Genomic DNA, 12,425 nt, shown 5'->3' with positions numbered 1-12,425 from the left:
CTCGGCTGGGCCGATACCCGGACGGAATAGGATCTGCCGCATGGCAACGAGGCTTGTGCAGATTCACATGAAGGCCGGGGACGACGCCGCGCTCGGACGGTTCTGGGCGGAGGTTCTCGACTGGGGGATGGACAGCGAGGGACCCGGGGTGACCAACCTCGGGCCCAAGGGCCTCACCTACCCGGACCCCTCGGCCCTCTACATCGACGTCGTCCGCGACGAGGGCGCCAAGACGGTGAAGAACCGCGCGCACGTCGATCTCGCCACCACCTCCGAGGCCCACCAGGCGGAGCTGGTCGCCCGTCTCACGGAGCTCGGCGCGACGCCCGCCGACATCGGTCAGGGCGACGTCCCGTGGACGGTCCTGGCCGACCCGGAGGGCAACGAGTTCTGCGTCCTCGAGCCTCGGGAGATCTACCGGGACACCGGGCCGATGGCCGCCGTGGTCGTCGACTGCGTGGACCCGCGGGCCATGGCGCGGTTCTGGGGCGAGGCGATGGACTGGACCGTCCACGAGGTGACCGACGACCAGGCGACGATGCGTTCGTCCAAGGGCGTCGGGCCGTACCTGGAGTTCGTCCGCACGCCGGACGTGAAGACCGTGCGGAACCGCATCCACCTCGACCTCCGGCCGTACGCGGGTGACGACCGCGAGGCGGAGGCGGACCGGCTGCGCGCGCTCGGCGCCGTCGACGTCAACATCGGTCAGGGCGACGTCCCGTGGACGGTCCTGGCCGACCCCGAGGGCAACGAGTTCTGCATCCTCCGCCCGGCCTGACGCACACCGCTCAGCAAGACGGGGCGGGCCCTGACCACGGTCAGGGCCCGCCCTTGTGTCAGCCCGCCTCGCCCACGGGTTCGACCGCCATGCTGACCGCGCGGGTGCGGTCGCGCAGCGGGTACAGCAGGAACGACGCGGCCGCCAGAAGCAGGACGGCGATCGGCACCGCCCCGAGAAGCAGCCGCACCCCGGTGTCGACCGAGCCCGGCTGATGCCCGGCGCCCGCGTGGTACCCGGAGGCGCCGAGGACGCCGCTGATGAGCACCGCTTGCAGGGACGTCCCCCAGCGGACGACGAAGCCGTTCATTCCGGTGTACATGCCTTCGCGGCGCGCGCCGGTGCGTGCCGTGTCGTCGTCGATGACGTCCGCCAGCAGCACCTCCAGCAGGACCATGACCCCGGCCGCCCCGACGCCGACCAGCGCTCCCGTGGCCATCGCGGCGGGCAGCCCGGACGCTCCGAGGAAGGGCAGCAGCGCCGCCGCGAGCACCGCGGTCGCCGCGAGGACCGCCGAGCGCGGCCCCCAGCGGGTGATGAGGCGTCCCCAGACGAACAGCGTCGGGATCGCCGCGGCGAACAGCGAGCCGAGGATCGCGGTGTTGGCGGCGTCGCCCAGGCCCAGCGCGTACTCGGTGTAGAACGGCAGGCCGCCCTGGAAGATCGCCATGGCCAGCTGGAGGAGGAGCCCGCCGACGGCGTAGGTGACGAACGCCCTGTTGGCGAGCGTGTACCGGACGGCCGCGGTGAACCCGAACGACGCGTGCGGCACATCGGCGCGCTCGACCGATCCGTGCAGCGACAGCGCGAGTGACGCCGCGGCGAGCAGCGCGAAGCAGGCGCCCATCGCGGGCCAGCCGATCGACCCGTACAGCAGGGGAGCCCCGGCCACGCCGAGGATCATCCCGGCGATCCCGAACAGCTGGCGTGCGGGCGCGACCGCCGCCCGCTCGCGCGTCGTGCGGAACATCTCGGGGAACAGCGCGCCGTAGTTGAGCACCACCGTGATGGTCAGCAGGTCGAAGACCAGGACGGTGACCAGGAAGTACCACAGCAGGGCGGTGTGCCCGTGGAACGGCGGTGCCCAGATCGCGGCGCTGACTACGGCCAGGGGGAGGGTTCCGGCGGCGATGTAGGGGACGCGGCGTCCCCAGCGGGTGCGGGTCCGGTCGGAGAGGTGCCCGATCACGGGGTTGAGGATCGCCAGCGCCGCCCCGCTGGCGATCATGACGGCGCCGACGAGCGCGGCGTTCAGGCCGAGCCGGTCGACGTAGTAGAAGGTGGCGTAGTTGGTGAAGGTCTGCGCGAGGAGTTGGACGCCCAGGTTCCCGGCCCCGTAGGCCAGGGGCCGCCGCGCCCTGCTCACCGGGCGCCGGTCCGCACGGCGCCCCGCTGGAGGTCGCGCAGGTCTCGCCAGCCGATGAGGGCGGACGAACAGCTCGTTCACGCCCTTGGGGATGCCGCGGACGAGGTCGATGAGGTCGCGTTCGAGCGAGTCGTGGGTCTCGCCGTCCAGGAGGGGGAACGACAGCGTCCACAGACGGTCGGGGATGACCACGCCCGCCGCGGCGGCTCGGGCCACGTCCACGATCTCGGCGGGCAGCGCCAGCCCTGGGACCAGGCTGCCGGCAGGGTGGCGGGGGAGCCGGAAACTCGGCGCACACGAGCAGCACCGGTTCCAGGAAGTGGCGGCCGGTCCCCAGGCCGTGGACGCTGCCCATCCGATAGCTGGCGAGGGGGCCTGTGCCTTTAGGTATCGGGGAGTCGTTTCTCTCGGGCCGTTCTGGCCTCGGCTAGATGTGTGCCGCGTTTATGGTGGTGGTGTGGCTGTGGCGCGGAAGGTTCGCCGGTGCTTCGGCGGTGTGTACGACTTGGCTTGTATGTGGTGTGGTGCCCAAGTACCGCCGCCGGGTTCTTGGCGGCCGGGTCGGGGTCCGGCTGCGTGAGCTGATCGAGTAGAAGGCTGAGGAGAAGGGCTGGGAGATCATCGCGTTTGAGGTGATGCCGGATCACGTGCGCGTGTTCGTCGAGCACGAGCCGGAGGCGTCCGCCTCCTACGTGGCGAACCAGTTCAAGGGCTTCACTTCCCGCGTGTTGCGGGAGGAGTTCCCTCACCTGGAGTCCCCTATGCCCACGCTGTGGTCGTCGTCGTTCTTCGTCGCTTTGGTGGGTGCCGTTTCGGCGGATGCGGTGGAGAAGTACATCGACACCCAGTGGGAACGCCCTCGGGTGAAGAAGCGGAAGGAGAAGAAGGACAAGGAGGCCGGCCGTGCACCGGGCGTATAAGTTCCTTCTCCGTCCCACTGTCGGTCAGGTGCAGGCACTGGAGGAGATGCTGCGGGATCACTGCTCGCTCTACAACAGCGCGTTGCAGGAACGCCGCGACGCCTACCGGCACAGGTCGAAGACCTCGGTCACCTACGGGCAGCAGTCCGCCCAGCTCAAGGAGATCCGGGCGTTCGACCCGGAGCGTCAGGGACGCTGGTCGTTCTCCTCGCAGCAGGCCACCTTGCGCCGCCTGGACAAGGCGTTCCGGGCGTTCTACCGGCGTGTGAAGGCCGGGGAGAGGCCCGGCTATCCCCGGTTCCGGGGCGTCAACTGGTTCGACACCGTGGAGTTCCCGAAGGACGGCGACGGGTGCCGGTGGGATTCCACCCCCCGCGACACCGTCACTCGTGTCCGCCTGCAAGGCGTCGGACACATCCGCGTCCACCAGCACCGGCCGGTGAAAGGACGCGTCAAGACCGTCTCGGTCAAGCGCGAGGGACGCCGGTGGTACGTCGTCCTCGCCTGTGACAACGTGCCCGCCGAGCCGCTGCCCGCCACAGGGGCGGTGACCGGCATCGACATGGGCATCACGCACTTCCTCACCACCTCCGAGGGCACGCACGTCCAAAACCCCAGGCACGGCAGGCGCAACGCCGATGCCCTCGCCGATGCGCAACGGGCCCTCAAGACATTTCCCCGGCGGAAGCGGGATGACCGCACCGCCAGGCACCGCCGGGCCGTGGAGAAGGTTGCCACGCTGCACCGCAAGGCGCGTCGCCGGCGCCTGGACCATGCCCACAAGACCGCGCTCGCCCTGGTCCGCTGCTACGACCAGGTGGCGCACGAGCGGCTGAACATCGCGAACATGGTCCGCGCCCCCAAGCCCAAGCCCGCCCCCCAGACGCCCGGCACGTTCCTGCCGAACGGTGCCGCCGCCAAGGCCGGGCTCAACCGGAGCATTCTCGACGCGGGTTGGGGGGTGTTCCTGGGCATCCTCGCGCAGAAGGCTGAAAGCGCCGCTCGCGTACTGATCCCGGTGGACCCCCGCAACACCTCCCGCACCTGCCCCAGGTGCGGGCACGTGGACGCCCGAAACCGCGACGGCGAAAGATTCCAGTGCACCTCCTGCGACCACCGCGACCACGCGGACCGGGTAGGCGCCTGGAACATCGCACACAGGGCCGGGCTGGTCCTTCCCGACGTGGCCTAACCACCAACAGGAGAAGCCCCCCGAATTCATCCGGGAGGAGGAGTCACGTGGTTGTCGGCGTGCGAGGGGTCCAGGCCGAGGGAGATCGCCTTCAGGACCTGCGCACGCAGTTCCCGGTACACCTCGTCGGGGTTGGCGCGTTCCTCGACGGTTCGGCAGTCGCGGGGGAAGTACCCGTCGGCGTCCACGAGGGACGAGACCGGGGCGTCGCGGGTGACCGGGCCCCACCGGTAGGAGTCCCATTCGCTGGTGAGAGTCAGGTGGACGCCGACGTCGTGCCCGCCTGCGGCGCCGATCGCGGCGGGCGCCCAAGAGCAGGGCGTCATGACGGTAGCGGAGCTGATCGCGCCCGCGTCCAGCAGCGCGAGGATGCCGGTGTTGGCCGACAGGCACATGCCGAGGTCGTCGGCGTTGACGATGAGCAGGCGCGCGTCGGGGGCGTGGCCCAGGCGTTCGGCGAGGTTCACGAGTGCTCCGGGGTCGGGGGACGGGGGTGGAGGGGAGCGCGGCTCGCGGCCGCGAACAGCCGCTCCTTCAACTCGTCGCGGGCCAGCCAGCCCGCGCCGCCGAGGACGGCGGTGTCGTGCGGGACGCCCGACAGCCGCAGCTGGCAAACCAGTTCGGGCGCGAGCTCGGCGAGCAGTTCCTCGACCAGGCGCACCAGCGTGTGCCCGCCTGCGCGGTCGGGTCCGTCGGCGGTGTCGGGGGCGTTGACGACGAACACGCCGGGCTCGACGATCAGGCTGACGGCGGCGACGACCTGGGCCAGCGCGCGGGCGTACTCCCTGGTCCATGCGAGGGCCTCGGCGTCGCCCGCGGCGGCGCGGGCGAACGTCTCGCCGTCCGGGTCGACGGTCCGCCGCGCGAGGACGGACTCGCCCAGTGGAACGCCCGGCTGCGGCAGGAACCCGACTTCGCCCGCGCCCCCGGCGATGCCCCGGTGCAGGCGTCCGCCGAGGAAGACGCCCGCGCCCAGCCCGGTGCCGAGCCGCAGCACGACGAAGTCGTCCAGGTCCCGGACGGTGCCGACGCGCCGCTCGGCAAGGGCCGCGAGGTTGGCGTCGTTCTCCAACACGAACGGGACGGGCAGCGCGTCGTCCAGCGCCGCCACCAGCCCTTCGCCCGACCGTGGCAGGCCCCGCCCGACCCGGATGGTCCGGCGGTCGGCGCCGACGATGGCGGGCACACCGACGACCGCGTGCGCGGGCCGGTCCGCCGCGATCCCCGCGTCGGTGCAGGCGCGCTCGGCCGTCCGGGCGACGGCGTCCGCCAGCGCCTTGGGACTGTCGGCCGTCTCCCCGCCGACGTCGGCCTCGGCACGGGACAGCTCGGCCCCAGCCAGGTCGATGACACAGACCCGGACGCGCCGATGCCCGATCTGGACACCGAGGGCATGTCCGTGTCCCGGGTCGACGGTGTAGAGGGTGGCGGCGGGGCCGCGCCGGTCGGTGTCGATCCCGGCCTCGGAGACGACGCCGTGCGCCAGCAGCGCGTCCAGCGCCTTGGTCACGGTCGGCTTCGACAGGCCGGTCGCCCGCACCAGGTCGGGTCGGGCGCGCGGCTCGTCCGACCGGTCCAGCGCGTCCAGCACGGCACGCGCGTTCAACGACCCGAGCAGAGCCTGCGGCCCGGCCAGGTACCCCTCATCAGCCACGTCCACCTCCGGCGGGTGGTGCATCGGACGCCGCGAACGACGTCACCGAGACAAGTAGGCAGAGAAGTTACCTACTCGTCGCGCACCGCGCCACCCAGGCGAGCGAACCAAGACACACCCGCTGCGCCGATCGCCCAGGTGCCGGACTGGCGCGCCCCGGCGGGGTCGAACGAGAAGGAGGGGAACTCGGACACCCATGCGGGCCCCAAGTCCAGCGGGGCACCTTCGGTGTGGAAGCCGTCGCAATTCGTTGCACTAAATATCGACGGCCTGGCGGCTTGTCTCCCCCCGGATATCTACGTCCCGCACGGTACGGAGGTCGCGCCGAAAAGCTCCGGGTATCGCCGCACGCGTTGCACAGCCGGACCGCACGCCTGTGCCTGCCTTTTCCCGTGAAGTTGATCAATACTCTCGCCAGGTCACGGGTCTACTTGAGAGGACCACATGGGTTTCAGGCAGGGCTCGGCACGGTTCGTCGGGGTCTTGGGCGCGGCGGTGCTGAGTGTGGCGGTGTCGGGCATGGTGTCCGCCACCGCAGGGCAGGCATCGAGCAGCGGCAAGGGCGCCGTCGAGCCGGTTCCGTTCAGCTACATTCCGGCGGACATCCGGCAGAAGATGCATGACCAGGTGCCGCTGAAGGAAGCAGCGTCGAAGATCTCCTGGGCGATGGAGAAATCGGGACAGAGAGGAGGGTTCGCGGGTATCGCCCTGCAGCCCAAGTCGGTGGAGTTGTGGTGGAAGGGCAAGCTGCCCGCCGCTGTGAGCAAGGCGGTCGGGCAGGCGCGCGGTGTCGCGGCGGTCGAGGTGAAACCCGCCCGCTACTCCCAGGCCGAACTCAAGGCGGCGGCCTCGGGACTCATAGCCGACATGAAGAAGGACCCGGACTATCCGATCAACCAGGTCGCCGGCTCGCTCAAGGGAGACGGTCTGGTCCTGACCACCAGGGACAAGGGCAGGGGACTCGCGGCGCGGCCCACGACCCTCGGCGGTGTTCCGGTGACCTACGTCGACGGCGGCGCTCCCAGCCTCAACGGCCGGCTCGACGACGATGGGGAGTACGCGGGGGGTGGTGCCATCCTCAACGACGACTTCCCAGGCGAACCAAAGAAGATGTGCACGGCCGGGTGGGGCGTCATCGACACCTGGGGCAACAGCTACCTCTTGACCGCTGGTCACTGTGGCCGCCCCGGAGGCGGCTGGCACAACGGCCAATGGTCGACGCCCGGGACCGGCAAGTGGGTCGGACGGGCCACCCAGGAGCACGTCGGGCACGACCTGCTCCTCATCAACGCCCCTTCGACGGGACGTATCTGGGACGGTAGTCGCTGGGGCGACTTCACCAAGCACGTCGTCGGCTGGGACTGGGCCTACGCCTACGAATGGGTCTGCCAGTCCGGCGCGACCAGCGGCGCCGTCTGCGGGATCCAGAACACCGAGAACTTCACCTACGCCGAGTGGTTCAACGCCGATGACTACGGCAACAGAGGGTTCTTCTATGACCTGATCGTCGCTCGCCGTGTCGGCGGCGGGCCGGCCAGCCGGGATGGCGACAGCGGCGGACCGGTCTTCTCCGTCAGCGGCGACTACGACGTCGTGGCCAAGGGGACGGTCACCGGCACCGACACCAACCACACCTCCACGCTCTACTACCAGGACTTCGGCACGGCCTGGCGCGACTTCGGGATCACCGTGAAGACCAACTGAACCAAAGGTCGGCGCGCCCATAGATGACCGGGATCGACGCACCGTCCACATCACGGCCCCCGATCCCTTCGGATCGGGGGCCGCTTCACATTTCTCGTGGTCGGGTCAGTTCGAGGCGGGGACTTCCTCGGGGCGGGGTTCCTGGGCGTGGGTCTCCTCGGACTGGCCGAACCAGGCGACGGCGACGGCGCCCACCACGGCGAGCAGGAAGCCGACGACCGCCAGCCAGGCATAGCCGGAGCGCGAGGCGTCGCCGAGCCAGAGGACGCCGAGGGCGCCGGGGACGACGGTCTCGCCCACGACCAGGGCCGCGGTCGCGCCGTTGATCGAGCCGATCTGCAGGGCGACGGTGTGGAGGTACATGCCGCCGACGCCGCCGATCAGGATGGCGTAGAGGGCCGGGTCGGTGAGCAGCGCGCCCAGGTCGAGCGGGTCCACGCCGTTCAGCACCCGTACCCCGATGCCGACGACGCCGAAGCCCAGGCCGGACAGCAGACCGGCCGCGATCGCCGCGTTCGCTCCCAGCCAGCGGACCGCCAGGGTGCCACCGCCGATCAGCAGCGCGGACGCCGCCAGCAGCCACCAGTGGGTGGTGATCGGGGTGTGGCCGCTGCCTTCCGGGCCGGCGGCGCCGGCCAGCAGCACCAGGGCCGCGCAGACCACGCCGATGGAGCCCCACTCGCGCCCGGTCAGCTTGACGCCCAGCAGCTTGATGCCCAGCACCGCGGTGATCACCAGGTTGGCGCTGATCACGGTCTGCGACAGGAACAGGGGCAGGAGTCGCGCGGCCAGCGCGCCGAGCCCGAATCCGACGAAGTCCAGGACGCTTCCCAGCATGAATTCCCAGGTCACAGCGGCTTTCGCGGTGGAGGAGAGACTGGGGCCGCCGCGCTGGGTGGTGCCGCTCGCGGAGCTCGCGGCGGCCTCCTGGCGGCTGGACCTGCGGGACCCCATGGCCTGGAGGACCGACCCGACGCCGTAACAGGCCGATGCCGAGATGGCCGTCATGAGGCCGATGATCATCGATTGCTCCGTTCGCGTACCGCTCTGCGGGGGACCGGGGACCGCCGCCGACCTCCGGCCGCCGGGCGCAGTCGAGCGCCGCCCCTCTCGCAGCATGACGCGCAATATGTGACGGAAGTTCCGAAACCCCCAAACGGACGGCCCGGTTCGTGAGCCGGCGGTCAGGGGCGAGGGGAGATCGCCGTTGTCCAGGGGCGGAGTTTCTCGGGGTTGCGGATGGCCCAGATGCGGGTGATCCGGTCGTCGGTGATGTCGAAGGCGTACACGGTCACGACGACGCCGTCCTGCTGGGCGACCAGGCCGGGACGGCCGTTGACGGTGCGTTCCAGGAAGGTCAGGCCGTCCTGCCTGCGGACGAGGTCGGCGAGGCCGCGCGCCAGCTGCTCGGCGCCCGTGCGCGGGTGGAGCGCGGTGGTGGCGAGGCCGCCGCCGTCGCCCGTCCCGATGACGTCCGGGTCGAGGAGGCCGATGAGGGCGTCGATGTCCTTGGCCTCCCACGCCCGCTTGAAGTCCCGGACGATGGCGGCCTGCCGGGCGGTCGGGGGTTCGGGCGTCCGCGCGGCCTCGACGCGGCGTCGGGCCGAGGACGCCAGCTGGCGGCAGGCCCCGGGGGAGCGCCCGACGATGTCGGCGACCTCGGCGAACGGGTAGCGGAAGACGTCGTGGAGGACGAAGGCGACGCGTTCGGCCGGGGTCATCGACTCGAGGACGACGAGGAAGGCCATGCTGATCGACTCGTCCAGGGTGACGCTGTCGGCCGGGTCGAGGGTGCCGCCCTGCCGTCCGCCCGGCCATTCGGCGGGTTCGGGCAGGGGCTCGGGGATCCAGGCTCCGACGTAGTTCTCCCGCCGGGCCCGCGCCGAGCCGAGCACGTTGAGGCAGACGCGTCCGGCGACCTTCGTGAGCCAGGCGCCGGGGGAGCGGATCTCCCGCTGCTGCTCCCGGGACAGCGTGTACCAGCGGGCGTAGGTCTCCTGGACGGCGTCCTCGGCCTCGGCGAGCGAGCCGAGGAGCCGGTAGGCGAGGTTGATCAGCTGACGCCGCTCGCTCATGATCGCGCTCAGGGTCGGGTCGGTGCGGCCGTCCTCCGGTCCGGTCGGGATGGTCATGCTGTCGTCGGCCCCCTCGGTCGCGTCCGTCCTCAGTGGTTCGACAAGACAGCGTCCCCGAACGTGATGCCGGCGCCCCGCCTTGCATTCCGCGTTCCCGTGCTGTCGGACGGGTGAGACACCATCCGTCAAAGGAAGGACGACCCGATCATGTCGACGCCAATGACGACCGACACGACGACCGACACGACGACCGGCACGACGACCGGCACGGCGGCGGAGCAGGACGGCATCCAGTCGCGCCTGCCCGACCCCACCAAGCTGTACCCCGAAATGGCCAAGCTGTCCGCGTCCATGCGCAACGCCGTCTGGAACGGGCCGGTCCCGCAGACCACGATCACGCTGATGCTGCTGCGCGGCGCGCAGATTGTCGGCAGCACCTACCACGCGGTCTCACTGACCGGCAGCCTCCGCAAGGCGGGGGAGACCGAGACGCGGATCACCGCCGTGGCGACGTGGCAGGACGCCCCCTACTTCACCGACGAGGAGCGGATCGCGCTGGAGCTCGTGGAGGCCGTCTTCACCCCGAACCCGTTCGGGGAGCGCGTCTCGGACGACCTGTTCGCGCGGGCGTCCGAGCACTACGACGACGAGGCGATCTGGACGCTGACCATGGCGATCGGCCAGTTCGGGTTGTTCGTCCCGGTCGCCCTCATCGGCAAGCCGATCCCCGGGCGGCCCATCGGGAAGAACTACAGCCGGTAGCACCCGCGGACGCGAAGCCTCCTGGCCCGGGGAGCCCGCCCGGCCAGGAGGCCGGGTTCAGGGGCGTCGGCGCGCCGCCTGATCTTGGAGGGCCTCGATGAGGGTCGCGACCTGCGGGTGGTCGCGGCGGCCGATCGTGGCGACGCCGATGTGCCGTCCCGGGGCCGGTGAGGCGATCGGGACGGTGCGCAGGCCCGGGATCGGCGGGTCCAGCGCGATGGACGGGGTCAGGGTGATGCCCATGCTCGCCCCGACGAGGGAGCGGGCGAAGAAGTAGTCGCTGGTCGTGGCGCGGATCTCCGGGGCGAACCCGGCGCGCTCGGCGTAGCGGCGCAGGTACACCTCGGTCTTGTGGCAGCCGAGCACCCAGGGTTCGGCGGCCAGTTCGGCGAGGTCGAGTGCGTCGCGGTCGGCGAGGGGATGCCCGTCCGGCAGGACGACGTGCAGAGGGTCCTCCATGAGCGGCGTCCAGTGGAGGTCGTGGGTGCGGCCCTGGCGTCCGGGCAGGGGGCCGTCGAAGGAGTAGGCGAGGGCGAGGTCCACGGCGCCCTGCCGGACGAGGGGCAGGCTGTCCTCGGGTTCGTTCTCCCGGACGTGGAGGACGGTGTCGGGGTGGGCGGCCGTGAGGCGCGCGAACGCGCCGGGGAGCAGCAGCCTGCCGCCGCTGGTGAAGGTGGCGACGGTGAGCTGGGTGCGCCCGGTGTTGAGCCGGTCGACCTGCCGTCTCGCGTGTTCGAGCTCGGCGGCGACCGACTCGGCGGCGCCGACCATGATCTGCCCGGCCCGGGTGAGGGCGACGCCGCGGGTGCTGCGGGTGACGACCTCGGCGCCGAGGCTGCGTTCCAGGACGGCCACGTGCTGGGACACGGCCGAGGGGGTCAGGCGCAGGGCGGTCGCCGCCCGGTTGAAGCTGCCGTGTTCCGCCACCGCCCGCAGGACGCGGAGCCGCTGCACATCGATCAACAGTTTTCCTTAATACCTATCCAGCAGGTCGGTACTTCTGCTGATGACCATAGGTCTCCAGGATGGAGGCATGCAAAGGATCTGCGTCGTCGGCGGGAGCCGGTACTTCGGGAAACTGCTGGTCGGACGCCTTCAGGCGGCCGGTCACCAGGTCACCGTGATCAACCGCGGCTCCGTCCGGCCGCCCGCCGGGGTCGAGCACCTCGTCGTGGACCGCGACGACGAGGACGCCCTCGTGACCGCCCTCGGCGCCCGGACCTTCGACACGGTCGTCGACCAGGTCTGCTACACGCCCGTGCAGGCGTCCATCGCCGCCCGCGTCTTCGGCGGCCGTACACGGCGCTACGTCATGACGTCCACGATCGAGGTCTACGACCCGGCGACCGCCGCGCTCCCGGCCGTGCCGGTGGGCACCCCGGTGCCGGAGGAGACCGTGGACCCGTCCGCCTGGGTGGCGGCGACGGACCTGCCCTGGCACGACGCGGCGTACCTCGAGACGCACTACGCCGAGGGCAAGCGGCAGGCCGAGGCCGTCCTCACGGCGGCCGGGTTCGCGTTCGCGTCCGTGCGGAGCGCCCACGTGCTCGGCGGCGGCGCCCAGGAGTTCACCGGCCGCCTCGCGCACTACGTCGAGCGCATCGCCGCAGGTCGGGAGATCGCCGTCCATGCCGATACGCTGCCCACGGTCTTCGTCCACTACGAGGAGCTCGCGGACCTGCTGCTGTGGGCGGCCACGGCCACCGACTTCACCGGCCCGGTCAACGCCTGCTCCGACGGCCTGCTCGACGTCCGCGACCTGGGGGCCGTGATCGCCGCGCAGGCCGGACGGCAGCCGCTGTACCGGACCGTCGCCCCGGGCGAGACCGCCTCACCGTTCTCCTTCGACCACCACTACGCGATGAGCAACGCCCGCGCCAAGCGGCTGGGCTTCTCGTTCTCCCACACCAACGACTGGCTGCCCGGCGCCGTCGCCGAAGCCCTCTCCGTCTCCGCCGTCTCCACGATCTGAGG

Annotated in this window: 11 protein-coding genes and 1 pseudogene; 6 read left to right on the top strand and 6 right to left on the bottom strand. The window is 71.2% G+C overall.

All coding sequences use genetic code 11. From position 1 onward, the window contains the following. Positions 1-40: 40 nt before the first annotated feature. Positions 41-778 (top strand): VOC family protein, encoded by a 738-nt coding sequence (locus EBO15_RS11430; protein ID WP_122194324.1) that lies wholly within the window; start codon positions 41-43, stop codon positions 776-778. Between the two features lie 58 nt (positions 779-836). Here the strand turns inward: EBO15_RS11430 and EBO15_RS11425 are convergent, their stop codons facing one another. Beyond that, the gene (locus tag EBO15_RS11425; RefSeq protein WP_199744472.1) at positions 837-2,360 is read right to left on the bottom strand and encodes an MFS transporter; all 1,524 of its coding nucleotides are present in this window, start codon (positions 2,358-2,360) and stop codon (positions 837-839) included. Positions 2,361-2,627: 267 nt separating this feature from the next. Between EBO15_RS11425 and tnpA the strand changes: the two are divergent. Next, positions 2,628-3,064: pseudogene (gene tnpA / locus EBO15_RS47275) on the top strand (IS200/IS605 family transposase). Between the two features lie 28 nt (positions 3,065-3,092). After that, positions 3,093-4,256: an RNA-guided endonuclease InsQ/TnpB family protein gene (locus EBO15_RS11415; protein ID WP_233616116.1), complete on the top strand. Its 1,164-nt coding sequence runs from the start codon at positions 3,093-3,095 to the stop codon at positions 4,254-4,256. Between the two features lie 26 nt (positions 4,257-4,282). On the opposite strand, the gene EBO15_RS11410 is transcribed toward EBO15_RS11415, so the two are convergent. Both EBO15_RS11410 and EBO15_RS11405 read right to left on the bottom strand, forming a co-directional pair. Continuing rightward, positions 4,283-4,723 (bottom strand): ChbG/HpnK family deacetylase, encoded by a 441-nt coding sequence (locus EBO15_RS11410; RefSeq protein WP_122194322.1) that lies wholly within the window; start codon positions 4,721-4,723, stop codon positions 4,283-4,285. Then, entirely contained in the window at positions 4,720-5,910 is a 1,191-nt protein-coding gene (locus EBO15_RS11405) for an ROK family transcriptional regulator (RefSeq protein ID WP_158628187.1), read from the bottom strand. Before EBO15_RS11405 ends, EBO15_RS11410 begins: the two co-directional genes overlap by 4 nt. Before the next feature lie 444 nt (positions 5,911-6,354). On the opposite strand from EBO15_RS11405, the gene EBO15_RS11400 reads away from it, so the two are divergent. After that, positions 6,355-7,614, top strand: coding sequence for a chymotrypsin family serine protease (locus EBO15_RS11400; RefSeq protein ID WP_122194320.1), 1,260 nt, complete (start codon positions 6,355-6,357; stop codon positions 7,612-7,614). Between the two features lie 105 nt (positions 7,615-7,719). Here EBO15_RS11400 and EBO15_RS11395 read toward each other — a convergent pair whose 3' ends face one another. Both EBO15_RS11395 and sigJ read right to left on the bottom strand, forming a co-directional pair. After that, positions 7,720-8,637 carry a DMT family protein gene (locus tag EBO15_RS11395; RefSeq protein ID WP_122194319.1) on the bottom strand — a complete coding sequence of 306 codons (918 nt, stop codon included), beginning with the start codon at positions 8,635-8,637 and terminating at the stop codon, positions 7,720-7,722. Positions 8,638-8,798: 161 nt separating this feature from the next. Continuing rightward, entirely contained in the window at positions 8,799-9,746 is a 948-nt protein-coding gene (gene sigJ / locus EBO15_RS11390) for an RNA polymerase sigma factor SigJ (RefSeq protein WP_122194318.1), read from the bottom strand. A gap of 150 nt (positions 9,747-9,896) precedes the next feature. On the opposite strand from sigJ, the gene EBO15_RS11385 reads away from it, so the two are divergent. Next, on the top strand, positions 9,897-10,451 hold the full coding sequence (locus EBO15_RS11385) for a carboxymuconolactone decarboxylase family protein (protein ID WP_233616115.1): 555 nt from the start codon (positions 9,897-9,899) through the stop codon (positions 10,449-10,451). Positions 10,452-10,508: 57 nt separating this feature from the next. Here EBO15_RS11385 and EBO15_RS11380 read toward each other — a convergent pair whose 3' ends face one another. Then, entirely contained in the window at positions 10,509-11,405 is an 897-nt protein-coding gene (locus tag EBO15_RS11380; protein ID WP_233616123.1) for a LysR family transcriptional regulator, read from the bottom strand. Between the two features lie 79 nt (positions 11,406-11,484). Between EBO15_RS11380 and EBO15_RS11375 the strand changes: the two genes are divergently transcribed. Further along, positions 11,485-12,423, top strand: coding sequence for an NAD-dependent epimerase/dehydratase family protein (locus EBO15_RS11375; protein ID WP_122194315.1), 939 nt, complete (start codon positions 11,485-11,487; stop codon positions 12,421-12,423). Positions 12,424-12,425 lie beyond the last annotated feature (2 nt).

The organism is Actinomadura harenae (assembly GCF_003696215.1).
Lineage (GTDB): Bacteria > Actinomycetota > Actinomycetes > Streptosporangiales > Streptosporangiaceae > Spirillospora > Spirillospora harenae.
The sequence above is the reverse complement of the archived record's forward strand: the minus strand, read 5'-3'. Positions and strand labels throughout refer to the sequence as shown.